General features: G+C 55.0%; 24 protein-coding genes, 2 tRNA genes and 1 pseudogene. 20 read left to right on the top strand and 7 right to left on the bottom strand.

Annotation, left to right across the window (positions count from 1 at the left end):
- Window positions 1-44: 44 nt before the first annotated feature.
- From H6973_08155 to H6973_08125, 7 genes are all read left to right on the top strand, one after another.
- Window positions 45-1,265, top strand: coding sequence for a cysteine desulfurase (locus tag H6973_08155; GenBank protein MCP5125596.1), 1,221 nt, complete (start codon window positions 45-47; stop codon window positions 1,263-1,265).
- Complete coding sequence (locus tag H6973_08150) at window positions 1,262-1,705, top strand: SUF system NifU family Fe-S cluster assembly protein (GenBank protein MCP5125595.1); 444 nt, start codon at window positions 1,262-1,264, stop codon at window positions 1,703-1,705. Before H6973_08155 ends, H6973_08150 begins: the two co-directional genes overlap by 4 nt.
- Window positions 1,706-1,727: 22 nt before the next feature.
- Window positions 1,728-2,072, top strand: a complete 345-nt coding sequence (locus tag H6973_08145; GenBank protein ID MCP5125594.1) for an SUF system Fe-S cluster assembly protein — start codon at window positions 1,728-1,730, stop codon at window positions 2,070-2,072.
- Between the two features lie 200 nt (window positions 2,073-2,272).
- Window positions 2,273-3,454 carry a hydrogenase small subunit gene (locus H6973_08140; GenBank protein MCP5125593.1) on the top strand — a complete coding sequence of 394 codons (1,182 nt, stop codon included), beginning with the start codon at window positions 2,273-2,275 and terminating at the stop codon, window positions 3,452-3,454.
- Window positions 3,455-3,466: 12 nt separating this feature from the next.
- Window positions 3,467-4,501 (top strand): hydrogenase 2 operon protein HybA, encoded by a 1,035-nt coding sequence (gene hybA, locus H6973_08135; GenBank protein ID MCP5125592.1) that lies wholly within the window; start codon window positions 3,467-3,469, stop codon window positions 4,499-4,501.
- Complete coding sequence (hybB, locus tag H6973_08130; GenBank protein ID MCP5125591.1) at window positions 4,498-5,715, top strand: Ni/Fe-hydrogenase cytochrome b subunit; 1,218 nt, start codon at window positions 4,498-4,500, stop codon at window positions 5,713-5,715. Before hybA ends, hybB begins: the two co-directional genes overlap by 4 nt.
- A complete protein-coding gene (locus tag H6973_08125) occupies window positions 5,712-7,421 on the top strand; it encodes a nickel-dependent hydrogenase large subunit (protein MCP5125590.1) in 1,710 nt (569 codons plus the stop codon). Before hybB ends, H6973_08125 begins: the two co-directional genes overlap by 4 nt.
- A gap of 53 nt (window positions 7,422-7,474) precedes the next feature.
- Here H6973_08125 and H6973_08120 read toward each other — a convergent pair whose 3' ends face one another.
- Window positions 7,475-8,863, bottom strand: coding sequence for an integron integrase (locus H6973_08120; protein MCP5125589.1), 1,389 nt, complete (start codon window positions 8,861-8,863; stop codon window positions 7,475-7,477).
- A gap of 332 nt (window positions 8,864-9,195) precedes the next feature.
- Here H6973_08120 and H6973_08115 point away from each other — a divergent pair, with 332 nt between their 5' ends.
- From H6973_08115 to H6973_08100, 4 genes are all read left to right on the top strand, one after another.
- Window positions 9,196-9,756, top strand: coding sequence for a hypothetical protein (locus H6973_08115; GenBank protein ID MCP5125588.1), 561 nt, complete (start codon window positions 9,196-9,198; stop codon window positions 9,754-9,756).
- Between the two features lie 142 nt (window positions 9,757-9,898).
- A complete protein-coding gene (locus H6973_08110; protein MCP5125587.1) occupies window positions 9,899-10,942 on the top strand; it encodes a hypothetical protein in 1,044 nt (347 codons plus the stop codon).
- A gap of 148 nt (window positions 10,943-11,090) precedes the next feature.
- Entirely contained in the window at window positions 11,091-11,426 is a 336-nt protein-coding gene (locus H6973_08105) for a hypothetical protein (GenBank protein MCP5125586.1), read from the top strand.
- A 66-nt stretch (window positions 11,427-11,492) separates the two neighbouring features.
- Entirely contained in the window at window positions 11,493-11,912 is a 420-nt protein-coding gene (locus H6973_08100; GenBank protein ID MCP5125585.1) for a toll/interleukin-1 receptor domain-containing protein, read from the top strand.
- 81 nt (window positions 11,913-11,993) lie between these two features.
- Here H6973_08100 and H6973_08095 read toward each other — a convergent pair whose 3' ends face one another.
- On the bottom strand, window positions 11,994-13,028 hold the full coding sequence (locus H6973_08095; protein MCP5125584.1) for a DUF4325 domain-containing protein: 1,035 nt from the start codon (window positions 13,026-13,028) through the stop codon (window positions 11,994-11,996).
- A gap of 209 nt (window positions 13,029-13,237) precedes the next feature.
- On the opposite strand from H6973_08095, the gene H6973_08090 reads away from it, so the two are divergent.
- The 5 genes and pseudogenes from H6973_08090 (at window position 13,238) to H6973_08070 (ending at window position 18,699) form a co-directional block, all read left to right on the top strand.
- On the top strand, window positions 13,238-13,972 hold the full coding sequence (locus H6973_08090) for an alpha/beta fold hydrolase (protein MCP5125583.1): 735 nt from the start codon (window positions 13,238-13,240) through the stop codon (window positions 13,970-13,972).
- A gap of 273 nt (window positions 13,973-14,245) precedes the next feature.
- Complete coding sequence (locus H6973_08085) at window positions 14,246-14,743, top strand: hypothetical protein (GenBank protein MCP5125582.1); 498 nt, start codon at window positions 14,246-14,248, stop codon at window positions 14,741-14,743.
- Between the two features lie 312 nt (window positions 14,744-15,055).
- Complete coding sequence (locus H6973_08080) at window positions 15,056-15,445, top strand: hypothetical protein (GenBank protein MCP5125581.1); 390 nt, start codon at window positions 15,056-15,058, stop codon at window positions 15,443-15,445.
- A 270-nt stretch (window positions 15,446-15,715) separates the two neighbouring features.
- A pseudogene (locus H6973_08075) lies at window positions 15,716-16,843 on the top strand (ISAs1 family transposase).
- 44 nt (window positions 16,844-16,887) lie between these two features.
- Complete coding sequence (locus H6973_08070) at window positions 16,888-18,699, top strand: VWA domain-containing protein (GenBank protein ID MCP5125580.1); 1,812 nt, start codon at window positions 16,888-16,890, stop codon at window positions 18,697-18,699.
- Between the two features lie 139 nt (window positions 18,700-18,838).
- Here the strand turns inward: H6973_08070 and H6973_08065 are convergent.
- A tRNA-Pro gene (locus H6973_08065) sits at window positions 18,839-18,915 on the bottom strand.
- A 16-nt stretch (window positions 18,916-18,931) separates the two neighbouring features.
- A complete protein-coding gene (gene ispB, locus H6973_08060; GenBank protein MCP5125579.1) occupies window positions 18,932-19,900 on the bottom strand; it encodes an octaprenyl diphosphate synthase in 969 nt (322 codons plus the stop codon).
- Window positions 19,901-20,078: 178 nt separating this feature from the next.
- Here ispB and rplU point away from each other — a divergent pair, with 178 nt between their 5' ends.
- The 4 genes from rplU to H6973_08040 all read left to right on the top strand — a co-directional run bounded on the left by rplU (window position 20,079) and on the right by H6973_08040 (window position 22,931).
- The gene (gene rplU, locus H6973_08055) at window positions 20,079-20,435 is read left to right on the top strand and encodes a 50S ribosomal protein L21 (GenBank protein MCP5125578.1); all 357 of its coding nucleotides are present in this window, start codon (window positions 20,079-20,081) and stop codon (window positions 20,433-20,435) included.
- 2 nt (window positions 20,436-20,437) lie between these two features.
- Window positions 20,438-20,701 (top strand): 50S ribosomal protein L27, encoded by a 264-nt coding sequence (gene rpmA / locus H6973_08050; protein ID MCP5125577.1) that lies wholly within the window; start codon window positions 20,438-20,440, stop codon window positions 20,699-20,701.
- A 72-nt stretch (window positions 20,702-20,773) separates the two neighbouring features.
- Window positions 20,774-21,790, top strand: coding sequence for a GTPase ObgE (gene obgE, locus H6973_08045; protein MCP5125576.1), 1,017 nt, complete (start codon window positions 20,774-20,776; stop codon window positions 21,788-21,790).
- Between the two features lie 10 nt (window positions 21,791-21,800).
- Window positions 21,801-22,931: a glutamate 5-kinase gene (locus H6973_08040; GenBank protein ID MCP5125575.1), complete on the top strand. Its 1,131-nt coding sequence runs from the start codon at window positions 21,801-21,803 to the stop codon at window positions 22,929-22,931.
- 12 nt (window positions 22,932-22,943) lie between these two features.
- Here H6973_08040 and H6973_08035 read toward each other — a convergent pair whose 3' ends face one another.
- The 3 genes from H6973_08035 to H6973_08025 all read right to left on the bottom strand — a co-directional run bounded on the left by H6973_08035 (window position 22,944) and on the right by H6973_08025 (window position 24,940).
- On the bottom strand, window positions 22,944-23,438 hold the full coding sequence (locus H6973_08035; protein MCP5125574.1) for a phasin family protein: 495 nt from the start codon (window positions 23,436-23,438) through the stop codon (window positions 22,944-22,946).
- Window positions 23,439-23,629: 191 nt separating this feature from the next.
- Window positions 23,630-23,705: transfer RNA gene (locus H6973_08030), tRNA-Asn, on the bottom strand.
- 50 nt (window positions 23,706-23,755) lie between these two features.
- The gene (locus tag H6973_08025) at window positions 23,756-24,940 is read right to left on the bottom strand and encodes a pyridoxal phosphate-dependent aminotransferase (protein MCP5125573.1); all 1,185 of its coding nucleotides are present in this window, start codon (window positions 24,938-24,940) and stop codon (window positions 23,756-23,758) included.
- Window positions 24,941-24,974: the final 34 nt, after the last annotated feature.

The raw sequence follows: 24,974 nt of genomic DNA, 5'->3' as shown, positions 1-24,974 counted from the left end.
CCCTGCATTCCATAGCTCCATCGGTGACTCCCTCGTTGGAAGAACTGGACCTTGCCCGTATCCGCGCCGATTTTCCGATTCTGCGCCAACGAGTGCATGGCAAGCCGCTGGTCTATCTGGACAATGCCGCCTCAGTGCAGAAACCCAGGGCGGTGATCGATACTGTCAGCGAATGTTATACCGGTTACTACGCCAACATTCATCGCGGCGTTCATCTGTTGTCAGAGCGCTCCACCGCCGCCTATGAAGGGGCGCGGGAGAAAGTGCGAGCCTTTCTGAACGCCGCCAGCGTGCAGGAAATCATTTTCACCCGAGGCACGACCGAGAGCATCAATCTGGTCGCCAGCAGTTTCGGCGGTCAGACCGTCAAAGCCGGCGATGAGATTCTGATTACCGGCATGGAGCATCACTCCAACATTGTGCCCTGGCAACTGCTGTGCGAACGCACCGGGGCCAAACTGAAAGTAGCGCCGTTTACTGATGCCGGCGAGCTGATTCTAGAGGAGTACGAACGGTTGCTGGATGACGGGCCAGTGAAACTCGTCGCCTTCGTGCATCTCTCCAACGCGCTCGGCACCCTGAATCCGGCCAGGCAACTGATTGCAATGGCTCACGCCCGAGGCATTCCGGTGCTGGTGGACGGGGCGCAATCGACTCCCCATCTGGGGGTGGACGTGTGCGAACTGGACTGCGAGTTTTACGCCTTTTCCGCGCACAAGATTTACGGACCGAGCGGCGTCGGCGTCCTGTACGGTAAGAAGGCGCTGCTGGACGCGATGCCGCCTTATCAGGGCGGCGGCGATATGATCAGCTTGGTCACTTTTGAAAAAACCGAATACGCTGACCTGCCCAACAAATTCGAGGCCGGCACCCCGAACATTGCCGGTGTGATCGGGTTGGGCGCGGCGCTGGACTGGGTGAACGCCATTGGCCTGGAACGAATCGCCGCTCACGAGCAAGAGTTGCTGGATTACGCCACGGCCCGGCTGAATGACATCCCGGGCCTCAATATCATGGGCGCGGCGCGAGACAAGGCGGCGCTGGCGGCGTTCACTTTGGACGGGGTTCACCCTCACGATATCGGCACCATTCTCGATCGTGAGGGGGTCGCCGTCCGCGCGGGCCATCATTGCGCTCAACCAGTGATGCAGCATTACGGTGTTCCCGCCACTGCACGGGCATCGTTTGCCGTCTACAACACGCGCGACGAGGTCGACGTCCTGGTCGCGGCCCTTTGGAAAGTTAAGGAAATGTTCGAACTATGAATGATCTGCGCGATCTCTACCAAGAAGTGATCCTGGACCATAACAAACGGCCCCGGAATTTCCGCATCCTGCCGCAGCCAACGCATCACGCCAATGGCGTCAATCCGCTGTGCGGCGACCGGATCAGCGTGTATCTGGATATCGAGGATGGCGTCATCCAGGATATCTCCTTTCAGGGCGCCGGCTGCGCGATTTCCAGCGCTTCGGCTTCACTGATGACCGAAGCGCTCAAGGGCAAGCCGGTTGCGGAAATCGAACATCTGTTTGATGCATTCCATGATGTGGTCACCACGGAATGCGAATGCCCGAAAGGATTAGGCAAACTTAGCGTATTAGCGGGGGTGCGCGACTATCCCAGCCGGGTCAAGTGCGCCACGCTGGCCTGGCACGCGGTGCGCGCTGCGCTGGAAGAGCGTAAAGAAGCAGTAGCGACTGAGTAAACTGTCTTTAAGGAGACCCTGCATGACCGCGATGTCCACTGCCGCAACGATTCCCGACGCCGACGAGATGGAAGCTCGGGTCATTGATGCGCTAAAAACTGTTTATGATCCGGAAATTCCCGTCAATATTTACGAACTGGGACTCATCTACGGCCTGAATGTCGATCCGCTAGGCAATCATGCGGATGTTGAAATGACCCTGACCGCCCCTGGTTGCCCGGTGGCCGGTTCGATGCCGGAGTGGGTGGAAAACGCCGTTCGCCATGTAGCCGGCGTGGAATCCGTCAATGTCCAACTGGTGTGGGAACCGCCGTGGACACCCGAACTCATGTCAATGCGCGCCAAGCTGGAATTGAATATGCTCTAGCGATAGTAACCATTCCCCGGCAGGGCCGGGGGGGTACCTAATTGTAACCTACTAAAACGAAGACCGGCTTTTCAACAGCTTCTTAGCGTGAGCATATCCCGCATTATAAAAAATCTTTAAAAATTGACGATCATCAAATGATTCCCTAAATCTCGCGTTACCTTTTGCCGTGGTCGAATCCTGCGGGGGAGAACATGGTCATGGGTTTTGTCGATGATATCGATTTGGCGTCCGGTACAATCCGGAATCTCGATGGTTACGAAGGCGCGCTAGGCGGACTGACCCGCCGTGAGTTCCTGAAATACTGCACCGGGATCGCTGCGACACTGGGCCTGTCATCGTTCATGGGGTTGCGCATTGCGCAAGCGGCGACCGCGCCGCAACGGCCACCGGTCATCTGGCTGTCGGCGCAGGAATGCACCGGTTGCACGGAGTCGTTGCTGCGCGCCTACCATCCAACGCTCGAAACCCTGATCCTGGACATGATCTCCCTTGATTACCACGAGGCCCTATGTTCCGGCGCTGGTCATCAGGCCGAAGCCTATAAGGCCAAGTCGATGAAGGAGAACTGGGGCAAATATGTCCTGGTGGTCGACGGTTCGATTCCTACGAAGGACGGCGGCGTCTACTGCATGGTCGCTGGCAAGCCGATTCTGCAAGCGGTACAGGAAGCAGCGGAAGGCGCAGCGGCGATCATCAGCATCGGCTCTTGCGCCTCCTGGGGCGGCATTCCTTCCAGCGATCCTAACCCTACTCAAGCGAAGTCGGTGCAAGCAGTATTGCCGGGCAAAACAGTCATCAACATTCCCGGTTGTCCACCCAATCCCTATAACTTCCTGTCCACTGTTCTTTACCTGCTGACCTTGGGCAAACCGCCAGAACTGGATGTAAAGAACCGGCCACGCTTCGCCTATGGTCGCTTGATTCATGAGAATTGCGAGCGACGACCGCATTTTGATGCTGGACGCTTCGCCCTGGAATATGGCGATTTCGGCCATCGCCAGGGCTGGTGCCTGTACAAGATCGGTTGCAAGGGACCGGAGACGCACGCCAACTGCCCGGCCATTGGTTTTGGCGATGTCGGCGAGGGCAACTGGCCGGTGGGCATCGGTCATCCCTGCTTCGGTTGCACCGAGGAGGGCATCGGGTTCACCAAGCCCCTTCATGCATTGGCGGATGTCAAAACGTTTGCTCCGCCAACCGCTTTCCCCGCAGTGAATTCGGCCAAAGGCGAAGGCGTCACCCCCGCAGCGGCGGCGATTGTCGCCGGTATCGCCGGACTGGGCGTTGGCGCTGGGGTGATGGCGTTGCGCGGCATGAAGGATGAGGACGAAGCGGGTGGTCAGGGAGCCTCATCTAACTCTTCCGACAAGCAGCACTAGGGAGGGAACGTCATGGATCCGAATCGCCGTCAATTTCTGCGCGGCGCGGCGGGCGCCCTTGCGACCACGGCGGCAGCAGTTGCTGCACCGGTCAGTGAAGCGGTAGCCTTTGGGCCGCGCGAACCGAAAACCTTGCCGCCGAAAGCGGTGGGCATGTTGTATGACTCCACGCTGTGTGTGGGTTGCAAGGCTTGCGTCAGCGCCTGTAAAGAAGCGAACGGGATGCCCGCTGAGCAACCGGCGTCGCTGGCGGCCTGGAACGAAGGAACTTGGGATACCGCCGAGGATATTTCCGGAAAGACGCTGAACGTGATCCGCGTCTACCAGAATGGCGCGATGTCTCAAAAAGATCGTGAAGAGGACGGCTATGCCTTCGTTAAGCGCCATTGTCTGCATTGCGTCGATCCTTCCTGCATTTCGGTCTGTCCGGTCAGCGCCATGCAGAAGAACCCCGTCACCGGCATTGTTACCCATAACCCCAACGCCTGCATCGGTTGCCGGTATTGTGTCTATGGCTGCCCATTCAACGTTCCGCAATATCAATTCGACGAACCCTTTGGCCGGATTTCCAAGTGCCAGTTCTGCAACCATTTACAAGCGCAAGGCAAGCTCCCGGCCTGTTGCGATGTCTGTCCGACCGGTGCTTCGCTGTTTGGCCTGGTCGAGGACCTGCAGGCTGAGGCAGAACGGCGACTGGCTGCCAAACCAGGGGAGACCTACACCTTCCCGCGTGGCAAGCTGGGCGGCGACCGGCCCGGTCATGAAGCGCCGATTGGCAAATACCAGCCGCACCTCTACGGGGAGAAAGAAGCGGGCGGCACCCAAGTGCGTTATCTGACCGGCGTACCCCACCAGAAACTGGGTCTGCCGGAACTGCCCGACCATTCCTATGCAGCGGTTTCCGAGGGTATGCAGCATACCCTTTACAAAGGCATGATCGCGCCGCTGGCCCTGCTGGGCGGACTGGTGGTGCTGGCCCGGCGCAGCGCCAAAGTCTATCACGACGAAGACCCGACCCGGACTGACGATGAGGAGGATTCGCGATGAGCGTCTTACACCCGGTTGCCGAATCTCCGGATCCGGTTCTGGAGAATCATCAGCCGCTCGGTGGTCGCATTGTCACCAAACCGTTCATGCTCCTGGGCCTGCTGGTGCTGATCGGCGGCTACTTCATTCTGCGCCGCTTCCTGTTCGGCATGGGTGACGTATCGAACATGAGCAACGGCTATCCCATCGGCACCTGGGTGGTGCTGGATGTGGTGATCGGCACCGCCTTCGGTTGTGGCGGCTTCGCCATGGCCCTGCTGGTCTACATTCTCAACCGCAATGTTTACCATCCGCTGATTCGTCCGGCTCTGCTCGGTGGGGTCTTCGGTTACACCCTGGCCGGTCTGGCGGTGATGATCGACCTGGGCCGCTACTGGAACGCCTTTAATCTGCTGCTGCCCTGGTACGCGCAGCCAAACTCGGTCATCTTCGAGGTCGCGCTGTGCGTCATGGCCTATATCACCGTGCTGTGGATCGAGTTCTGGCCGGCGTTTCTGGAGCGCATGCCGCTGGCAGTCAAGAAGCGGTTTAATCTGGATAAATTCCAGGTTTTCCTGCGCCGCTACATGTATGTGTTCATCGCCCTGGGGGTGTTGCTGCCGACCATGCATCAATCCTCGTTAGGGTCGGTGCTGCTGATCATGGGTTCCAAATTGTCCCCGCTCTGGTACACACAATGGTTGCCGTTGCTGTTTCTGATTTCGGCGCTGGCCATGGGCTACGGGGTAGTGATGCTGGAAGCGACCTTGGTGCAACGCTCCTTCAAGCTGCCGTCTGAAGCCGCGCTACTCACCAAGCTGTCGCGGGTGGTCGCCGGGTTACTCGTGTTGTTCCTGATCGTGCGCATCGGCGATCTGCTGGCGCGGGGGCAACTGGGGCTGGCCTTCAACTTTGACCGGTACAGCATTCTGTTCCTGATCGAAACCGCGCTGTTCGCCGCGCCCATCGCCATTCTCGCCTCGCAACGTCGTTGCGCTAACACCCGGCTGCGCTTCCTGGCGACGATCAGCCTGCTGGCCGCCGGTTCCCTGTACCGGATGAACGGCTACCTGCTGGCGGTTAATCCGGGCAATGGTTGGACCTATTTTCCCTCCGCGCCGGAGCTGATGATCACCGTCGGCGTGGTGTGTCTGGAAATCATGCTCTATCTCATTTTCATTAAAACGCTGCCGGTGTTGCCCGGCCGCACTGCCAAAGCCGGGAGGCCGTCGTGACCCGTATTACTATCGATCCCATCACCCGCATCGAGGGTCATTTGCGCATCGATTGCGAGGTGGAGAACGGCAAAGTCGCCAACGCCTGGTCGTCCGGGCAAATGTGGCGCGGCATTGAAACGATCCTACAAGGCCGCGATCCGCGCGACGCCTGGCTGTTCACTCAGCGTATCTGCGGCGTTTGCACGACAGTGCACGCCATCGTCTCGGTGCGGGCGGTGGAGAATGCGTTGAATCTGGACGTACCGCTGAACGCGCAATACATCCGCAATATGATCATCACCGCCCACGGGATTCACGATCATATCGTGCATTTCTACCAGTTGGCGGCGCTGGACTGGGTGGACATCGTTTCGGCGTTATCGGCCAGTCCCGAAGGCGCGGCGAAACTCGGAGCGACGCTGTCCGACTACCGGCGCAACAGCCTGCCGGAAATTCGCCAAGTACAGGACAAGCTCAAGGCGTTTGTTGGCACAGGGCAACTGGGGGTGTTCGCTAGCGGTTACTGGGGCCATCCGGCGATGAAACTACCGCCGGAAGTGAATCTGCTGGCGGCGACGCACTATTTGCAGGCGCTGGAATATCAGCGTATCGCCAACCGGATTGTGGCGATTCTGGGTTCCAAGACTCCGCATATTCAAAACCTGGCGGTGGGCGGCGTAGCGAATCCGATTAACCCGGACAGCCAATCGACGCTAACACTGGAGCGGCTGTTCGCCATCAAGGCGGAAATTGATAAGCTCGGCGAGTTTGTCAACCAGGCGATGATTCCCGATGTCGCGGCGGTTGGCGCGCTGTACGCCGACTGGACGCAATACGGAGCCGGGGTCACCGATTATCTGTCGGTGCCGGATCTGCCGCTGGATACGAAAGGGACACAGTTTGAATTACCGGGCGGCTTTATTCCCAAGGGCGATGTCGCGCAGTTCAAGCCGATCACCAGTTATCAGGACGGCTATTTCCGCGACGGGGTCAAGGAAAGCGTCAAACATGCCTGGTATGAGTATCAGGGTGGTGACAAAGCCCTGCATCCCTACGACGGGCAAACCAATCCCAAGCACACGACCTTCCAGGATAATGGCAAGTATTCCTGGGTGAAAGCGCCAACCTTCTACGATCAGCGCGCACAAGTCGGACCGTTGGCCAATGTGCTGGCGATGGTGGCTGCCGGTCATGAACCGACCAAGCGCCATCTCAACCGGGTGCTGGAAATTGCCAGTACGGTGGCCGGTACGCAAATTCCCGTGGAAGCGTTGCACTCCACCATTGGCCGGATTGCCGCGCGGGCGGTGCGCTGCGCGGTGTTGCTGGAGTCGTTGCAAAATCAGTGGCAATTGCTGATCGACAACATTGCCAAAGGGGATTTTGCGACCTTTAATCGGCCTGTGTTTCCCAAGGGAGAGATTCGCGGCTTTGGTTATCATGAAGCGCCGCGCGGGGTATTGTCACACTGGACGGTGATCGAGAACGGCAAGATCAAGAACTATCAAGCCGTGGTGCCGAGCACCTGGAACGCGGGTCCGCGGGACGATAATGATGCACTTGGACCTTACGAAGCGTCGCTGATGGATAATCCGGTGGCCGACGCCGAATTGCCGCTGGAAGTGTTGCGCACCGTGCATTCCTTCGATCCCTGCTTGGCTTGCGCCATTCACCTGGTGGATGGCCGGAAACAGCCGATTGTCCAAGTCCGGGCGCTAGGCTGATTTCCGCGTTAACCGTTCGCTTCTCTCGCCCGCAAGCGGGCGAGGGTGGCCAGTCAGATCGTATCCAGGGGACTGACGACGCCCCGCCCACCGCGATTCAGGACGTGGGTATAAATCATGGTGGTGCTTACGTCCTTGTGGCCCAGTAATTCCTGGACGGTGCGGATGTCGTAGCCGGATTCCAGCAAGTGGGTAGCGAAACTGTGGCGCAACGCATGGCAATTGGCGGATTTGACCAGGCGGGCGGCGGTAGCAGCTTTTTTTACGGCTTTTTGCAAGCTGTTTTCGTGCAGGTGATGACGACGAATGGTTCCACTGCGGGGGTCGACAGATAAGCGCCCGCTCGGAAAGACATACTGCCATCTCCACTCTTTTGCAGCATTTGGATACTTTTTCGCAAGCGCGAAGGGCAGATAAACTTCGCCGTAGCCCTGACGTAAATCCTTTATATGCAACGTTTGGGCTTTTTCCAGGTGCGCGCGGAGCGGCTCGATCAGTTTTTGCGGCAAGGGCGTAATCCGATCCTTCTGGCCCTTGCCATCGCGCACCAGGATTTGACCATAGGCGAAATCGACATCCTGGACGCGCAGTCGCAGGCATTCCATCAAACGCATCCCGGTACCGTACATCAGGGAAGCCATCAAGCGGTGGGTTCCTTCCATTTGATCGAGCAACCGCTGCACTTCCCCGCGCGTCAGAACGACCGGCAACCGGCTCGGGCGCTTAGCCCGAACGAAACTGCCTAAATCGCCCAACGGTTGCTCAAGCGCCTGGTCGTAAAAGAATGTCAGGGCATTAAGCGCCTGATTCTGCGTACTCGCCGCGACGTTACCCTGCACAGCCAGTGTTTCCAGGAATGAAACCACTGCGGTGGCACCGGCGGTGCGCGGATCACGATGCTGAATGAACGCCAGGAATCGCTCCACCCATGATCGATAGGCGGTTTCGGTGCGGATTGAATAATTTCGTTGCCGAATCACCGTTACCAGACGGTCGATCAGGGTTGCATCCTGTTTGACGCCGCTTTTAGAGTCAAGCGTTGCGGTGTTGGGTAGCGGGGTTACCGATTGGCCGGAAGCCCGAGCGATGGTCGGATGGTCAGACTGCAAGGTTTGTGCGGAATCCCGCCAGAAATCCCAGTCCACTTCTTGTAGCCATGGGACGCCGACTAACTCGAACAGTTTCTGTAGAGCATTGACGACTTGCCGAAACTGCCAGGCACGTATTCTGCCTATTCTTCCCAACTCGGAGAGATAGCAGTCAACGTCGGTAGGCGTTTGTTCCGCTAGGCGTCGGCCATGAGAGGCTCTGATGTACGCTTCAGCATGAATGACGTACCAACGGTCAGCGGGCGGCTTAATGCCTATTTTATGGAGTATTTCCAGATAGCGGTCCCAAAAGCGCCGAATGGTGTCCGAGGGAGTTGACAGCGCGTTGATCATAGACTAACGTTTATTTTTCGGATGAGACAAGAATGCCGGGATTAGTGCTACACAGAAAGTCAGCATAAAGCAATATGTGGATTCTGTACAGCGTCCTATCAGCTCATTCTGTCGACTCAAAAGATAAGCGGAGCGCTTCGCGCTCCGCTTATCGGGGCGCGAGCCGAGCTTCGCTCGACGCGAGTTGCAGGCGTCGCGCTGCGCGCTCCGCCTATCAACTCGCTGGAGCGGTAATCGGCCTAATCACCTGCAAGCGCCTATGCGCTCTCCGGTATTAGACCGATTCCGCTCAGCTCGCGCCCCGTTAGGCTCAATGCTAAAAGAGATCGAATATGAATCCAGATCTTGTTAAATGGTTGCCCGCGATAACAGGGCTCATTGCCCTGGCAGTGAATCTACTTGTAACCTATTGGAACATCAGAAATTCAAGACAACTAGAGAAAGAAAAGAAAAAATGGGATGTTCACGTAAAGACGTTAAATGAATTAGAAGAGCTAAAGCATCGGATTGTTACTGTAGAAACTCCAGAGAGTTATTTGACTCACGATATCGAATGGGCGATGAAGGAAGGAAAATCGAGAGAGGAGGTCTTTCAACTCGTTGTTAAATACGTATCTGCACAAGCAGAGGCTTATCATTTTGTTAAGGCTGAATATGAAGCCAAAAGCCACCTTTTTGATCCTGATTTGCGGGAACCAATTTTATCTGCAATTCAGGATGCAGAAAATGCCGAAGAGCTCACGGGCCCCAGAAACAATCACGATTTTAAACCTTTGGATGATAAAGGCATTGAGTTGATCGACTTATATGTAGCGTCAAGATATCAGCTCATTGCGGCGGTAAATAAACAACTCAATATGGCTATTGATAGGCACAGAGCAATATTTCGGTAAATGCCTAACCAGGCGTTCAACGCGGACAGTTTGCAGCGGGGCATTTGCTCCGCAAATTTTACGCCCCGCTGCAAACCGCTCCGCCGGCAGGCCGGCTCCGCTCTGCCGGTTAACTAGGCGTTAGGGGCTTGATGATATCGCAATGGAACGATACGAAATAATACTTCAGCCATTTTCGGAAAGCTTAGGAGATTTCTGGCTAGAGTTTCCTTGTTCTCATTGCAATGAAATCGTTAAAGCTACCAAGAAATCACAAAGGGAATTAGCGTTCGGTGGTGTGGGTCATAAATGCAATAATTGCGATACATATTATGCATTCTTTCGTTGCCCATGCTGTGGACAGACAACGGGATTCGATGATAAAGAGTGGGAACTTCTTACAACTCCCGAAGGAGCGAAATGCCCGAGTTGTAAGGCATCTCTGTACAGAAAAAAAGAAACTTGGCGCCCTACTCTTATGAGTATCGCTAGTTACACTCCTTCGCTTTCTCAATGGTCATCCTCTGTTGATGAAAAACTTTATTTAGGCAAGATAAGACAGAACTGTTCATCAGAACTTCAAAAAAGTATTGCACTACGACATCATTCTGTAGGGGTGCGGATGAAGTCGGCGAAGAAGTCTTTAGACTATTTGATTAAGGAAAAATGGTACTCTCCGTTTAGCCTTTCAAATTCCCCAAACCAAAATATACAACAAAAGATGCGCACTCCATTTGATCATGAGTTCCATGAAAATGTATTCGGTTTTATAAACAATTTAAGATCTGCATTAGACATGCTTGCTCAAGAAGTCGCATCCGTTTGCTTGCATAATTACAACGAAAAAGATATTGAATATAAGAGTATCGATCAAAAATTAACAACTAATAACAGTAGCATAGCAACTATTATTAGTTCTTTTAGGGGCGAAAAAACGTATTCGTACTTGAACAAATTGAGGAACGTTTTGCAGCACCGTCGGCTGCCAATGATGGTAACAATGGGTGAGTTTGAATCAGTGCATTTGGATTCCATTCGGCCTGTTAATGTTAGATCATTTGCGACCGTCCACTTACCCGACAACCCGTATGATGAACCAGATATGATTGCGAGTGCAAATGGTTTAGAACTATTCGGCTTTATCAATCGAGCGTATGCCGAAATTGAAAATCACATATTCGCTGTGTACAAACAATTGCACCCCTAACGAATGCCTCCAGCCGACCGCCCAAAGCGCCGCTCGCTTCGCTCGCGCCACTTTGGGCGGCGGCTGAGGCTAGCGATAAGCGGAGCGCTTCGCGCTCCGCTTATCAAGGCCATAACCCACAGCTTTTGAATAAATCTCGGAGTCAATCATGCCGATTTCGGACGAGAAGCTCGCTCAGATTCGTCGAAAGCAAGAGCAGTTTCGGGACGTCCTTCTCGAAGTAACCCAGCTTTGGACTCGCGAACTCGATGAAGCCGATGCCCTGGCCGCCGGACGCAAGGTCGGGCTCGATCCTGTCCTAGTCAGCGAATTCCTGCATTACTGGGTCAACATGGGTGAAGGCGACGCTTCATGGCTGAAAGTAGCAGCTCAAATCCGGGCGCATGGGTCGTCGTACATAGGACCGGCACAGCCCAGGACGCCGACGCCTGCCTTGTCCAGAGAACCAGCCTCCTATTGTCCTGCTAATAGAGAAATTCACTAAAATATTCGTCATATAATTGATTTTTATAAATTATTAAAAAATACATCCCTTGGAATGTAGGGATCACTGCTAGCGAGACTATATGACCTCTTTATTTCACATGCTTCGAAAGACAAGGAAGCGATCACTCGGCCCCTATATGAAGCACTGAAGGCACGCGGCCTATCAGTTTGGTTCGACGAAGCTGAGTTGACCCTCGGTGACAGTCTTCGCCGAAAGATCGACAATGGCTTGGCTAGGTGTCGGTTCGGTATCGTTATCCTAAGCCCCCGATTTCTCGAGAAGGAATGGCCCCAGCGAGAGTTGGACGGCCTCGTTGCACGAGAGACCGACAGCGGCCAGAAAGCTCTGCTGCCCGTTTGGCATGATCTGGACAAGCAAATGTTGCTGCGGTACTCACCTGCGCTCGCCGATCGACTGGCCGCAGATACTCACAACGGACTTGACACCGTCGTGGCTCAGATCGAGCGCGCACTTTCAAGGTAATGGTGTGACCCCGCCGCCCAACCCGCCGCTCCAGTGGGACGCTCCGCCGGCAAGCCGGCTGCGCGCCCCTGAGCTACCACGTTATATTTCATCAGAGCGAAGCGCCCGGATAATCATGTCTTCGACCATAGGTGTTGCTTGAGAGAAATAGAGTTGCATCTCGGGGTGTTTATTCTTGAAAACCCGAAAAACTTCATCCGCGAAAGCCTGGCCAATCTGGTCTATTCCTGAAAAATCAAAAATAACGATCTTGAATCGATCAACGCGAGCAAGCAATCTTTTGGCCTGTGATCTGGACACCAAAAGCTCATTACCGTACCGAGCCATGCTTACAGGTACTACGGTCTTATCGAATCCATACTCGTTACCGGAAGCATACTTGTCGAATACAGATTTTACTGTTCTTGAAGAGTTGTTGGATAGCTGCATAAAAACCGTTGTCCCGCTTCTGGGGTTTTCCCGTTCCATGATCCAGTCTTCCGGTTTGCTAAATTCATGTGAAAAGTAGATTCCGCCCGACAAAATCGCGTATTCATCAAACATTCTTGAGGAAAAAAAGATACCTTCTCCGGTATGGTTTTTGGGGTCAGTAGTCAGCTTGCCCTTTGCCAACTCAAGTACGGCATGCCTTTCATCATGTAGCCCCATGAGGCGTTGAATTCTCAGAAATATTCCCTCTCCATCATCGGTGATCGAAATCTGCGTAAATGCAGGATTTTTTTCTATAGAAACGAAGGCATGCTGACCTTGGGAATGATCAATAGCATTATTGAGCATTTCCGTGAAACCATAGCCCCATATGTCAATGACGTTGTCTGGTAGTATTCCAAGCCTCGGTAGAACAAACTCCCGCCAGACCAAGTCTTCCTCTAAACCCAATAGTTGAAAACTCTCTGAGGTGACGATGTCTGGGTGAAGTTTGTACACACGATTCCGCGTATTGCCCTCTGCAACCAAGGCCCTTTGGGTGACTAACCGTTGTATATGGTTGTTAACGGCCTGCCGCGATATTTCGAATTTCTCGGATGTAAGAGCTACAATTGAAGTTGGGTGCGCAGAAACATTGTCAACAATGAACTGTCGGATTGTTTCCCCACGACTTCTAACGCCAACCATCAATTTGCTCCTTGTCAATGTTATCTTTTAATATTGTCAATATAACGGCGTTTATTGTCAAGGGTTTTAATGAAAATATCAAATATAACAATTACATCAGCCGACCGCAAAAGCATAGCGAAGCGACGCTTTTGCGGTCGGCTGATGTTTGTCGTTGGGCGTAAAACCCGAGTCCCCATTGCAATTAAAAACTTAGGAAGGAAGTCTGGATGAGTGATCCGAGAAGCAACCGTTTCGATTACGCAGTTGGTGAGCAGCGTTACGCAGGCGCGATGTACAAAGGGTCAGCCGTCGTGCCCACTGCCGCGATTGTGCTATTGCCAGATTGGCGGGGCCAAAGTGTCCTTGCATGCGATCATGCCGAGTATCTGGTGGAGCTGGGCTGTGCCGTGGTTGTTGCCGATCTTTACGGTAACGGCTTCAATCCTGATAGTCCGGAGCAAGTGGGCCCGATGGTGAAGCGCCTGCTGGAAAATAGAACTCAAGGCGTCGAGGCGCTTGCCGCGTGCGTGGCGCGGCTTCAACAAGAGGTCCCATCGGAAACACCCGTAATTTGCCTTGGGTACAGCGCAGGAGGAATGATTGCGTTGGACTACGCCCGTAGTGGCGCAGACGTCGCGGGCATCATTTTGTGTTCTGCGCTACTGAAGACTGCTGCGCCGGGGGCAGGTACCCGCATCAAGGCTCCTGTCTTGATTCTCCAAGGAACACAGGACCAAGTATCGCCGATGGAAATGATCAATTCAGTCATCAGCGAGATGGATGCGGCTGGAAATGACGTGCGCTTCGAGCTTTACACCCAAACACACCACGCCTTCGACAATCCGGAAGCTGGCACCGATCCAGCTGCGCGCTTGGTCTATTCGTCAAGGTCGGCACATCGCGCAAGAAATGCGATAGCGAACTTTGTCTCGGAGGTGGCCAGAGAGAAAAAGCATGTTTGACGGCATCTCCTTGCAATTGCGCCCAACAAGGCGCTTCAGCGGACAGCGTTCCGCCGCCGCTGAGCTTGGACGTTGGGAGAAGGCAAATTTCGGAAGATTGAAGCACCAATTACATTTAGCGTAGTGCAGTCCCCAAAAAAAGGCACTGTCGCTTTTCAAACAAGCTTCGAATACTGCATTCTAAAAATTCAAAGGCGGCACAAAATTATCTGCCATTTGATCAAACAAAGAAAAATCCGAGCTTTCACGTTAAACTTCTTCGGGAGAACCACAATGCATCCATTCGACAAGATCACCAGTCGCGACAATGATGCCTTCCCATTTGATGATTTTCTTGAGTATCCACATTTACTTATTGTTGATTGGAAAGAAGCGGAAAATGACATGATGGAGCGGTTCTTTGAGGCGGCCGAATTATCAAATGAAAACACTCAGCTAGTCTGGGATGAAGAAGCTCAACTCATGAAGTTCACATACCATGACAAGATCCTACCCATTCCTAGAGGAAATGAAATTTCTGCTCAACACTCCATGCTGATGGTTTTCCAGCAAGTCTACGGAAACAACTACTCGATTAGGTACTTAAATCATGTAACAGCCGGAGACACGGGTTATTTTGTGGTCGAAACACCAGATTTCTGGCAACGTTTAGAGATAGAAAATCCGCATGTTCGATGGTTCTTTACACCAATTGAATGCCTGCCAGATACATTCGAAACCTCATTTGAGGAACTATCCGAGGCTGGAAGACGATATGCAGGAGAGGCTTAGCTTAGTGCAGTCACTCAAAAAGGGCACCGTTGCCCTTCAAACAACTATAGAATACGGCTGGTACAAGGCTTGTGCCAAACGCAAGATGCAAATTGAAAGAAGCTGCACCCCCAACAAGCGCCTACAGCGAACGTGCGATAAGGCCGCGCCGCTGAGGCTTCACGTTAGATTAAGAAACCGATAAACCGGCGACCGAGAAGTGTTAACCGACGAGACAATCGCCTGATTTTTGGCGAGAAGGTCGATTGGGCAGCAACAATAGATTTTCGAAAAGCTGCTTTCAACGCCACTAGCGAAAGAGGCTACTCAGAATTGCTTCTTGATCTATCGGGAACCGAAAAAGTCTACCCAAACGGTATTGTCCCAATCATTGCAGAAGTGACTGCCTACAAAGATGCCGGAATCGAATTCGAAGTCATTCCTCCGAGCAATAGCGATGTAGCGTCGCTGTTCACGTCAAATTCTTGGCTTCACTATCTCGATCCAAGGAAGTATCGAGCTTTCGACGATTCTGGTTCGGGTATGCATTTGGCACTGTACCGCCTCAATGACGATAACCAGCTAAACAGCCTTGTCAACAAGGCGGTAGATATCTGCCTACAGCAGCTTGTTTTCGGCAAAGGAGTGCCTCAGGCATTCGAGTGGGCGCTAAATGAGTTGGCTGGCAATATCTTGGTTCATGCCGGAGGGGCGGCAGGGTAGATTCAAGTTACAACTTTCCGCGAACAGCATAGGTTGGCAATGGTCATATGTGATAGCGGATTAGGGATTCCAAAAACTATAGCGGAGAAGTTCACGGTGCAGAACGATATCGCAGCAATTGAGCTGGCAATTCGAAAGAGGATAACTAGTAAGCCCGATTTTGGTCAAGGTAATGGGCTCGCGGGCCAGGGCAATCGCGCTATGTGGGGGGTTGATAAATGGCGAAGTGACTGTATGTAGTGGTAAGAACTCACACTGTGGATGCCCCTCATGTTACCGTGCTTACTCGACCCCCGCCCGTATTTTGCCCATCTTCCCGACCCCCAACGGGTGACCCGGAACAAACTGCATCCCCTGCAGGATAGTTTGATAATGGTGCTCTGTGCCATACTCAGTGGCGTGGAGGATTGGGTGGGGATGGAGGCGTTTGCGGAAGAAAAAGAGGCCTGGTTGCGAGGTTTTCTGGATCTGCCCAACGGGATTCCCTCGCACGATACGTTGAGCGACGTGATGGGACGGATTGATCCGGAAGCGTTCCGGGCGGCTTTTACCACAGGGGCGACCGCCGCACTACCGAATCTCGCCGGTGAGCAGATCGGTGTGGATGGCAAGACCGGGCGTGGGAGTCGCGACGGCGAGAGCCCGGCAGTACATTGAGTGAGTGCCTTTGCCGGACACGCCCGTTGGGTGTTGGCCCAGCAGGCAGTCGCTGAGAAATCCAATGAAATCACTGCGATTCCCAACTTGTTGGCGTTGCTTGATCTGCAGGGTGCGGTGGTATCCATCGATGCAATGGGCTGTCAAAAAGCCATTGCCCAAATGCTTATCGATGCGGGCGCTGATGACGTCCTAGCGCTGAAGGAGAATCATCCAACACGTTGTGAGGACGTCCAGCTTTGGCTGGATACCAAAGTGGCCTGCGAGCGCCTACCGATCTAGGAAACCCTTGAGAAGGATCACGGCCGGATCGAGATCCGTCGTTATACGCTCAGCAACCAAATGGATTGGCTGGAGGCGAAACCGGACTGGGCCGGACTCCAAACCGTCGGCCGGGTGGAATCCATCCGGATCATCGGCGACCAAACAAGTACCGAACATCGCTACTTTCTTTGTTCGCTCACCGATCTAGAACGGTTTGCTGCCCGTGTGCGCGGGCACTGGGGTATCGAAAACCAACAGCACTGGGTTTTGGACGTACAGTTTGGGGAAGATGCGTGTCGGACACGCACTGATCACTCGGCCGAGAACTTAGCCCTCATCCGCCGCATCGCCCTCAATGGGCTACGTCATAATGGTCCCTCACGCGATAGCCTCCGCCGCCGCAAACTCCGCGCCGCCCTCAATGATGACTATCGGTTGCGCCTCCTCTTCGGTCAACCCAGTCCGGCTGCTGCATAGCGCGATTGCCCTGCATGAACTCTCAATTCTCCGTGGAGAACATCATGAATCGAACCTTACTGATTGCTCTTTCTACCGTTGTCGTCATCCTATTGACAGGATGCTCGCCTAATGCGGAATCACCAGCGGGATCAGCCGCGGCTGATTCCAAACCAATGGCGCAGCCCGCCCGTGAAGCAGCGAAACGCCAAATGGAAGAGCGTGACGCGGCAATGCCAGAACCGCTAGCTGAAGCAAAACCGCAACCTGCTCCTCCCCCGCCAGCAAGTCCCGCTCTCGCGCCGCAGCGCCAGGCCGTATCCGTGGAACGAGCAAAAGCTGCAGGGGAAGCGGGACGAGTGGCCCAATTTAGCAACTTTGTCGGGCAGGGACGCCTAGATGCCCTGCGCGCGCCCAGCGAACCTACTGACCGGGAACAGTATGCCCATCAGGAAGATAACCCGGTCAAACGCGCCGCCGAGCAACCGGTGTCGACCTTCAGCATCGATGTCGATACCGGCGCCTACGCCAACGTCCGGCGCTTTCTTAATGAAGGGCGCCTGCCGCCCCAAGATGCGGTGCGCGTTGAAGAATTGATCAACTATTTTGACTACGACTACCCCTTGCCGGAGGGTCGCCAGCCACCCTTCCGGGTCAGCACAGAACTCGCGCCGACGCCGTGGAATCCGAAAACCCTGCTACTGGCGATTGGTGTCAAGGGCTACGATCTACCCAAAACTCAACTACCGCCAGCCAATCTGGTGTTCCTGATCGACGTATCCGGTTCGATGAACTCGCCTGACAAGATCGGGTTGCTCAAACCAGCGCTGAAATTACTAGTTCGGCAACTACGTCCTGAGGACAAGGTCGCCATCGCCGTTTACGCTGGCGCGGCGGGCATGGTGTTGGAGCCAACGCCCGGCGATCAGAAGGCCAAAATTGAATCTGCGCTGGATCGGTTGAGCGCCGGTGGTTCGACCAATGGGGGAGCAGGCATTCAATTAGCTTACAATCTGGTGCGGGAAGGCTTTGTCGACGGTGGGATCAACCGGGTGATTTTGGCCACCGACGGTGACTTCAACGTCGGCACAGTCAATTTCGAGGCGTTGAAGGATCTGGTGGAGACCCAGCGGAAAAGCGGCGTAGCGTTGACCACCCTCGGTTTTGGAACTGGAAACTACAATGACCAGCTAATGGAACAATTGGCCGACGCTGGCAACGGTAACTACGCCTACATCGACACCTTGCAGGAAGCCAACAAAGCGCTGGTTGAACAGATGAGCGCCACCCTGTTGACGATCGCCAAAGATGTGAAAATTCAAATCGAGTTCAACCCGGCGCAGGTCGAGGAATACCGCCTGATCGGTTACGAAAACCGAATGTTGCGACGGGAAGATTTCAGCAATGACGCCGTTGACGCAGGCGACATTGGCGCGGGACATACCGTGACTGCTCTCTACGAAATCGCCCTGAAAGACAGCGGCGGCGCATTGACCGAACCGCTGCGCTATGGCCAACCGGCGACTGATGCGACGCCCCACGGCGATGAAATCGCCTTCCTGCGGTTGCGCTACAAGCAGCCGGACAGCGAGGTCAGCCAATTGCTGGAATGGCCGATTCAACGCGATCAAATGATCGGCAGTTGGCGGGAGGCAAGTGAACGATTTCGCTTTGCCGCAGCAGTGGCCGGTTTCGGGCAAAAATTGCGTGGGGGGCGTTATACCGGCAGCTTCAGTTATGACAAGGTGCTGGCCTTAGCTCGTGATGCGCGCGGCGCCGATCCCTTCGGTTATCGCAGTGAATTTCTAACCCTGGTTGGGTTAACGCGGTCGTTGGATCCGGGTCAGAGTGGACGACAGGCGCAAATGCTGCGTTGATGGAGAGGATTCCTGCCTTGGATGAAGATGGGCAACCATGAAATCAGATCGCTCCCATGCTCCAGCGTGGGCGCGATCTGACCAGTCGCGGGCCGCTGGAGCGGCCCTGTGCGGCTCTGCCGGGGGATGGTTACTTTTTTGGTCGGGGTGACAGGATTTGAACCTGCGACTTCTGCCTCCCGAAGACAGCGCTCTACCAGGCTGAGCTACACCCCGATGTTTGAGAAGAGACTTAATAACGACGCTTAACCGCGAATTCAGCCAATTCGATCAAGGCATCTTTCGCAGGCGAAACCGGAAACCGCTCTAACTGGGTAGATGCTCTCTTAGCCTCTTTCATGGCAAGAGAGGCAGTATAATCCAAGGCCCCAGTTGACTCAATAGTTCGCGTGATGGACTCGATCTGATCCAATCCGCCTCGTTGAATGGCCTCGCGAATAATTTTTCTTTCGGCGGGACTGCCATGACGCATCGCGTGAATCAGGGGCAGGGTGGGCTTGCCTTCAGCGAGATCATCACCGATATTTTTACCGAGTTCCGCGCTGGAAGCGCTGTAATCCAGAGCGTCATCAATCAATTGGAAAGCCGTACCCAGATGCAATCCATAGCGGCTGAGCGCCAGTTCCTCTTCGCGCGGTCGACCGGCCAGAATTGCGCCCAGTTGCGCAGCGGCCTCGAACAGCTTGGCGGTCTTGCAGTGAATCACCTTTAAGTAGCGTTCTTCCGTGGTGTCGGGATCATGGCAATTGAGCAATTGCATGACTTCGCCTTCAGCGATGGTGTTTGTCGTATCGGCCATGATTTCCATCAACCGCATGGAACCGATGCCGACCATCATCTGGAATGCCCGGGAATAGAGGAAGTCGCCGACCAGAACGCTGGCCTGATTGCCCCAGATCGCATTGGCGGTTTCCCGCCCGCGTCGCAGATCGGATTCATCCACCACGTCATCATGCAACAGGGTCGCGGTGTGGATAAACTCGACAATCGCTGCGGCGGCAATATGCTGGTCGCCAGGATAACCGCAGGCGCGCGCCGCCAGCAGCACGGTCACTGGCCGCAGGCGCTTGCCGCCGCTGTCAATGATGTAACCGGCTACCTGATTGATCAGAACGACATCGGAATGCAGTTCGCGGCGAATCCGTTGATTGACAGCCTGTAAATCGTCCGCGATAGGTGCGCGGATGTGTTCAATATCCATGAGAATTAGCGGAATCTGGAGAAAACATTGACCATGCTACGGTTTAGCTCCGGCAGGGTCAAGACGGGTATTGCGTTCTCGTCAGCCTGGAATGCGTTTGACCTTGTCCGGGTGTGCGACTAAAATCCGCCCCCTTATTGCCTTAACGGCTCATTCAGGATAATCAGGATCGAGAAATATGTACGCTGTCATCAAAACCGGGGGCAAACAATACCGGGTAGCTGAGGGCCAGACCCTCAAGGTTGAGAAACTCGAAGTCGAGGAAGGCGCTTCCGTGGAGTTTGACACGGTAATGATGTTGGCTGACGGCGACCAAATCCAGGTGGGCGCGCCCTATGTCGACGGCGCTCGTGTTACCGCCACCGTCAAATCCCAGGGGCGTGGCCCCAAAGTCCGCATCATCAAATTCCGGCGCCGCAAACACTATTTCAAGAGGCAGGGCCACCGGCAAAGCTATACCGAATTGCGGATCAACGGCATCAGCGGTCTCGCAGCGCCGGCGGTCTTCACCGAGACTGTGCATCAGGAGGGCTGAATATGGCGCACAAAAAAGCAGGCGGCAGCAGCCGCAACGGTCGCGATTCCCAATCTAAACGTCTGGGCGTCAAGTTGTTTGGCGGTCAGTTGGCGAAGGCGGGCAGCATTATTGTCCGGCAGCGCGGCACCCAGTTTCATCCCGGTGAAAACGTCGGTTGTGGCAAGGATTACACCCTGTTCGCCAAAGCTGAAGGTCATGTGGTGTTCGCCATCAAGGGACCGTTAAATCGCCGGTATGTGAGTATCCAACCTGTGGCGTCGTGAATGCAGACTGGCTGGATGTGCTGAAAGCCCCGTCCGGGGCTTTTGTTTTGTCCATGATTCGCAGAGAGCCGCATGAAATTCGTCGATGAAGCGCTGATTCGAGTCGAGGCCGGCGATGGCGGCGATGGCTGTGTCAGTTTCCGGCGGGAAAAATACATTCCCTTTGGTGGTCCTGATGGCGGCGATGGCGGCGATGGCGGCAGCATTTACCTGGTCGCCCATGCGGAACTGAACACCCTGGCGGACTTTCGCTTTACCCAGCGCTTTCAGGCCGAGCGTGGTCAAAAGGGCATGGGCGCCAATCGCACCGGCCGCAGTGGCGCCGATCTGGATATTCTCACGCCGGTTGGCACGCTGGTCTGGGATGCCGATACCGATGAATTGATCGGCGATCTGGTCGAACCGGGGCAACGCTTGTTGGTCGCGCACGGCGGCTTTCACGGTCTCGGCAACACCCGTTATAAAAGCAGCACCAATCGCGCCCCGCGCCAGTTCAAACCGGGAACGCCCGGTGAAGCGCGCAATCTGCGACTGGAACTCAAGGTCATCGCCGATGTAGGTCTGCTGGGCTTGCCCAATGCCGGTAAATCCACGCTGATCCGCGCCGTATCTGCCGCTCAGCCCAAGGTTGCCGATTACCCGTTTACTACCCTGCATCCCCATCTGGGCGTGGTGCGAGTGGGTCCGCTGCAAAGTTTCGTGATGGCGGATATTCCCGGACTCATCGAGGGCGCTTCGGAAGGCGCTGGACTGGGGATGCAGTTTCTCCGGCATCTGGCGCGCACCCGGCTGTTGTTACATCTGGTCGATGTCTCCCCCTATAGCGACAGCGGCGATCCGGTGCGGGATGTCGAGATCATTCTCGGTGAATTAGGGCGGTACAGCGCCGAACTGGCCGAACGCGAGCGTTGGCTGGTGTTGAACAAGCTGGATTTGCTGCCTGAAGAGGAACGGGAAGGACGCATGGCGAAAATCGTCGCTGCCCTGCATTGGATGGGACCGGCGTTTGGCGTTTCCGCAGTGAGTGGGGAGGGTACCGATGCGCTGATTCAGGCGGTCATGATGCGGTTGGAAGAGACTGAAGGCTAAAAATTTGCCTATGTTCAATAAAACACGCGAGCAACTGGGCGCAGCCCATCGCTGGGTGGTCAAAATCGGCAGTGCGATGATCACGAACGAAGGGCATGGGCTGGACAATTTTTCCATCGACGCCTGGGTCGCGCAGATGGCGGAATTGCATCGGTCTGGCCGGGAATTGTTGCTGGTTACCTCCGGCGCGGTGGCCGAGGGCATGCAGCGACTGGGTTGGCCCAAGCGTCCTGTCAGTCTGGCGGATTTGCAGGCGGCGGCGGCAGTCGGGCAAATGGGCCTGGTGCAAGCCTGGGAATCGGCCTTTCAACGTCATGGCATTCGCACCGCGCAAATCCTGCTAACCCATGAAGACGCCTCTGACCGGCAACGCTATTTGAATGTTCGCAATACCTTGCGCACCCTGCTGCGTTTACGGGTGGTGCCGGTTATCAACGAAAACGATACCGTGGCCTTCGAGGAAATCCGCTTTGGCGACAATGACACGCTGGGCGCATTAGTGGCGAATCTGGTGGAAGCCGAGTTGTATGTGATTCTGACCGATCAACAGGGGCTGTATGACAAGAACCCGCGCCAATTTCCCGATGCCCGGCTGATCAGTGAGGGCCGGGCGGGTGACCTGGCTTTAGAAAACATGGCGCGGGGTGGTGCGGGTAGTTTAGGCAGCGGTGGCATGTTAACTAAATTGAATGCGGCGACTAAAGCCGCTCGCTCCGGGGCATTTACCTTGCTGGCCTGGGGCCGGGAAGCGAATGTGCTGCGCCGAGTGGCGGCTGGCGAAGCGCTGGGAACCTTGTTGCGGCCCAGCCAGAGTCCGGTCGCGGCGCGCAAGCAGTGGCTAGCGGTGCAACTACAAGTCCGGGGCCGTTTGCATCTGGATGCCGGAGCAGTGCGCGCGCTCCGCTCCGCCGGTAAGAGTCTGTTGCCTGTCGGTGTTACCGCGATTGAAGGCCACTTTGAGCGCGGCGATCTAGTGGCCTGTCTGGATCCGAACGGCGTTGAAGTGGCGCGTGGCTTGGTGAATTGCGATACGGAGCGGGCGCTGCTGTTGATCGGCAAGACGACCCGCCGGATTGAGGAACTGCTGGGTGCACTCGACGATCCGGAATTGATTCACCGGGATAATCTGGTGGTAGTGTGAAACGCGCTAAGGTCATGTCTCCGACGATGAAACGTCTTTAGTATTCGTTGCTGATTCGGCAACCTTGGCGAGCGGCTTTTTCCCAGTACTGGCTTCCGATTCTGCCGCTCGGGTCAATTCCTGAATATTTTGATTGAGTTGCTCTACTTGCTGGAACAACTGTTGAATATCTTCCTGGGTAGGCACTCCCAACTGGCTCAGGGCGCGGGCGGTCCGGGCTTGGAACACTTCTTCCAGCTTGCTCCAGCTTCCTGCGACCTTGCCGCGAATCGCCGCGGCGTTTTCCTGAGCTGCTTCAACACCTTCCTGCAATGGCACCGTTTTCTCCTGGACGGCCTTTTTTGTCCGGGCATTTATCGTTTGGCCTTGCTGAACGAGCGTATCGAAAACCTTGCCGCCTTCGTTTTGCGCCCTAGCGAATGCTCCCAATCCCGCCAGCCAGATTTGACGGGTGAAGTCCTGGATATTGCGAGTGTATTGATTTTCTTCGGGTAAATCAGTTTTCATTATGCACTGTCCTCTGTACTCGTTCTCAGAGTCGGACATTAGCAGACGAGGTTAGAGCTTGCATTCTAAACTAATGAGCGCAGGACTGCATTGAGTGACGACGCTCAAATCCCCCTAACCGTCACAATGTGCGGAATTACACAGACTCAAAAACCAAAAGGGCCTGCGTTTCTGCAAGCCCTTGATTCATCTGGCTCCCCAGCGCGGACTCGAACCACGGACCCGGTGATTAACAGTCACCTGCTCTACCGACTGAGCTACTGGGGAATAAAGAAACGAGGATTTTATTGATCCCCAGTCATGCTGTCAATCCCCGATCAACCGGCGATCATCCGGCCAATGCGCTCCAGGGCCTTGGTCAGATTATCCATGCTGGTGGCGAACGACAGCCGCGCGCACCCTTCCGCGCCAAACGCTGAACCCGGCACCACCGCTACGCCCACATCGCTCAGCAAGCATTCGGCGAAGGCAATATCATTGGGTAGGTCCATGCGCTCGATTACCTTCTGGAAGCTGGGGAAGGAATAGAACGTCCCGTCCGCCGGCGCCACCTCCACCCCATCCATCGCTTTCAGGGCGGCATAGAGATAGTCATGACGCTCTTTGAACGCCTTGACCATCATGGTTACGCAGGACTGATCGCCATTCAGCCCGGCTTCCGCTGCAACTTGGGAGATCGAGGTTGGATTGGACGTGCTCTGCGACTGAATGTTGGTCATGGCATTGATCAAATCCTTTGGCCCGCCACAGTAGCCGATGCGCCAACCGGTCATCGAATACACTTTGGACACGCCATTCAGCACAATCGTCCGGTCATACAAATCCGGACAAACATTTACGATGTTATGGAATTTTTCCCCGGCCCACAGGATATGTTCGTAGATGTCATCCGTGGCAATATATACTTGCGGATGGCGACGCAATACTTCGCCCAGCGCGGTCAATTCCGCCGCGCTATAGGCAATGCCGGTCGGATTGGAAGGGCTGTTAATGACCAGCAGCCGAGTGCGGGGGGTAATCGCGGCTTCCAGTTGCGCTGCAGTGATCTTGAAATTCTGCTCGACGCCAGCGTTGACAATGACCGGCGTCCCATCGGCCAACAGCACCATGTCGGGATACGACACCCAATACGGCGCCGGGATAATTACTTCATCTCCGGTGTTCAGCAGCGCCTGGGCCAGGTTATAAAAGCTTTGTTTGCCGCCACAGGACACCAGAATCTGCTTGGGTTCATAGGTCAAACCATTGTCGCGCTCGAATTTCGCGATAATGGCTTTTTTCAAGCCGACCGTACCGTCCACCGGCGTGTATTTGGTGAAACCGGCGTGAATCGCCTTAATGGCGGCTTCCTTAATAAAGTCCGGAGTATCGAAATCTGGCTCGCCCGCACCGAGGCCGATGACATCCTTGCCCTCAGCTTTCAAGGCATTGGCTTTGGCGGTGACCGCCAAAGTGGGGGAGGGCTTAATGCGCTGTACACGTTCGGAAAGCGGGGTGCTCACGGCAAACTCCTGAATGATGGTTGAGAAGGGAAGG

This window comes from Gammaproteobacteria bacterium (genome assembly GCA_024235095.1).
Taxonomy (GTDB): Bacteria; Pseudomonadota; Gammaproteobacteria; order Competibacterales; family Competibacteraceae; genus UBA2383.
Note: the sequence above shows the minus strand (reverse complement) of the source record. Positions and strands in the feature narration are given on the sequence as shown.

What these genes read in the sequence shown, in the direction of transcription:
- H6973_08105 (MCP5125586.1), top strand. Translation starts at nt 11,091, where the DNA reads ATGCCGATTTCGGACGAGAAGCTCGCTCAGATTCGTCGAAAGCAAGAG.
- H6973_08140 (MCP5125593.1), top strand. Translation starts at nt 2,273, where the DNA reads ATGGGTTTTGTCGATGATATCGATTTGGCGTCCGGTACAATCCGGAAT.
- ispB (MCP5125579.1), bottom strand. Translation starts at nt 19,900, where the DNA reads ATGGATATTGAACACATCCGCGCACCTATCGCGGACGATTTACAGGCT.
- H6973_08035 (MCP5125574.1), bottom strand. Translation starts at nt 23,438, where the DNA reads ATGAAAACTGATTTACCCGAAGAAAATCAATACACTCGCAATATCCAG.
- H6973_08085 (MCP5125582.1), top strand. Translation starts at nt 14,246, where the DNA reads ATGCATCCATTCGACAAGATCACCAGTCGCGACAATGATGCCTTCCCA.
- rplU (MCP5125578.1), top strand. Translation starts at nt 20,079, where the DNA reads ATGTACGCTGTCATCAAAACCGGGGGCAAACAATACCGGGTAGCTGAG.
- hybB (MCP5125591.1), top strand. Translation starts at nt 4,498, where the DNA reads ATGAGCGTCTTACACCCGGTTGCCGAATCTCCGGATCCGGTTCTGGAG.
- H6973_08150 (MCP5125595.1), top strand. Translation starts at nt 1,262, where the DNA reads ATGAATGATCTGCGCGATCTCTACCAAGAAGTGATCCTGGACCATAAC.
- H6973_08040 (MCP5125575.1), top strand. Translation starts at nt 21,801, where the DNA reads ATGTTCAATAAAACACGCGAGCAACTGGGCGCAGCCCATCGCTGGGTG.
- H6973_08095 (MCP5125584.1), bottom strand. Translation starts at nt 13,028, where the DNA reads ATGGTTGGCGTTAGAAGTCGTGGGGAAACAATCCGACAGTTCATTGTT.
- H6973_08090 (MCP5125583.1), top strand. Translation starts at nt 13,238, where the DNA reads ATGAGTGATCCGAGAAGCAACCGTTTCGATTACGCAGTTGGTGAGCAG.
- H6973_08120 (MCP5125589.1), bottom strand. Translation starts at nt 8,863, where the DNA reads ATGATCAACGCGCTGTCAACTCCCTCGGACACCATTCGGCGCTTTTGG.
- H6973_08145 (MCP5125594.1), top strand. Translation starts at nt 1,728, where the DNA reads ATGACCGCGATGTCCACTGCCGCAACGATTCCCGACGCCGACGAGATG.
- hybA (MCP5125592.1), top strand. Translation starts at nt 3,467, where the DNA reads ATGGATCCGAATCGCCGTCAATTTCTGCGCGGCGCGGCGGGCGCCCTT.
- H6973_08110 (MCP5125587.1), top strand. Translation starts at nt 9,899, where the DNA reads ATGGAACGATACGAAATAATACTTCAGCCATTTTCGGAAAGCTTAGGA.
- obgE (MCP5125576.1), top strand. Translation starts at nt 20,774, where the DNA reads ATGAAATTCGTCGATGAAGCGCTGATTCGAGTCGAGGCCGGCGATGGC.
- H6973_08070 (MCP5125580.1), top strand. Translation starts at nt 16,888, where the DNA reads ATGAATCGAACCTTACTGATTGCTCTTTCTACCGTTGTCGTCATCCTA.
- H6973_08115 (MCP5125588.1), top strand. Translation starts at nt 9,196, where the DNA reads ATGAATCCAGATCTTGTTAAATGGTTGCCCGCGATAACAGGGCTCATT.
- rpmA (MCP5125577.1), top strand. Translation starts at nt 20,438, where the DNA reads ATGGCGCACAAAAAAGCAGGCGGCAGCAGCCGCAACGGTCGCGATTCC.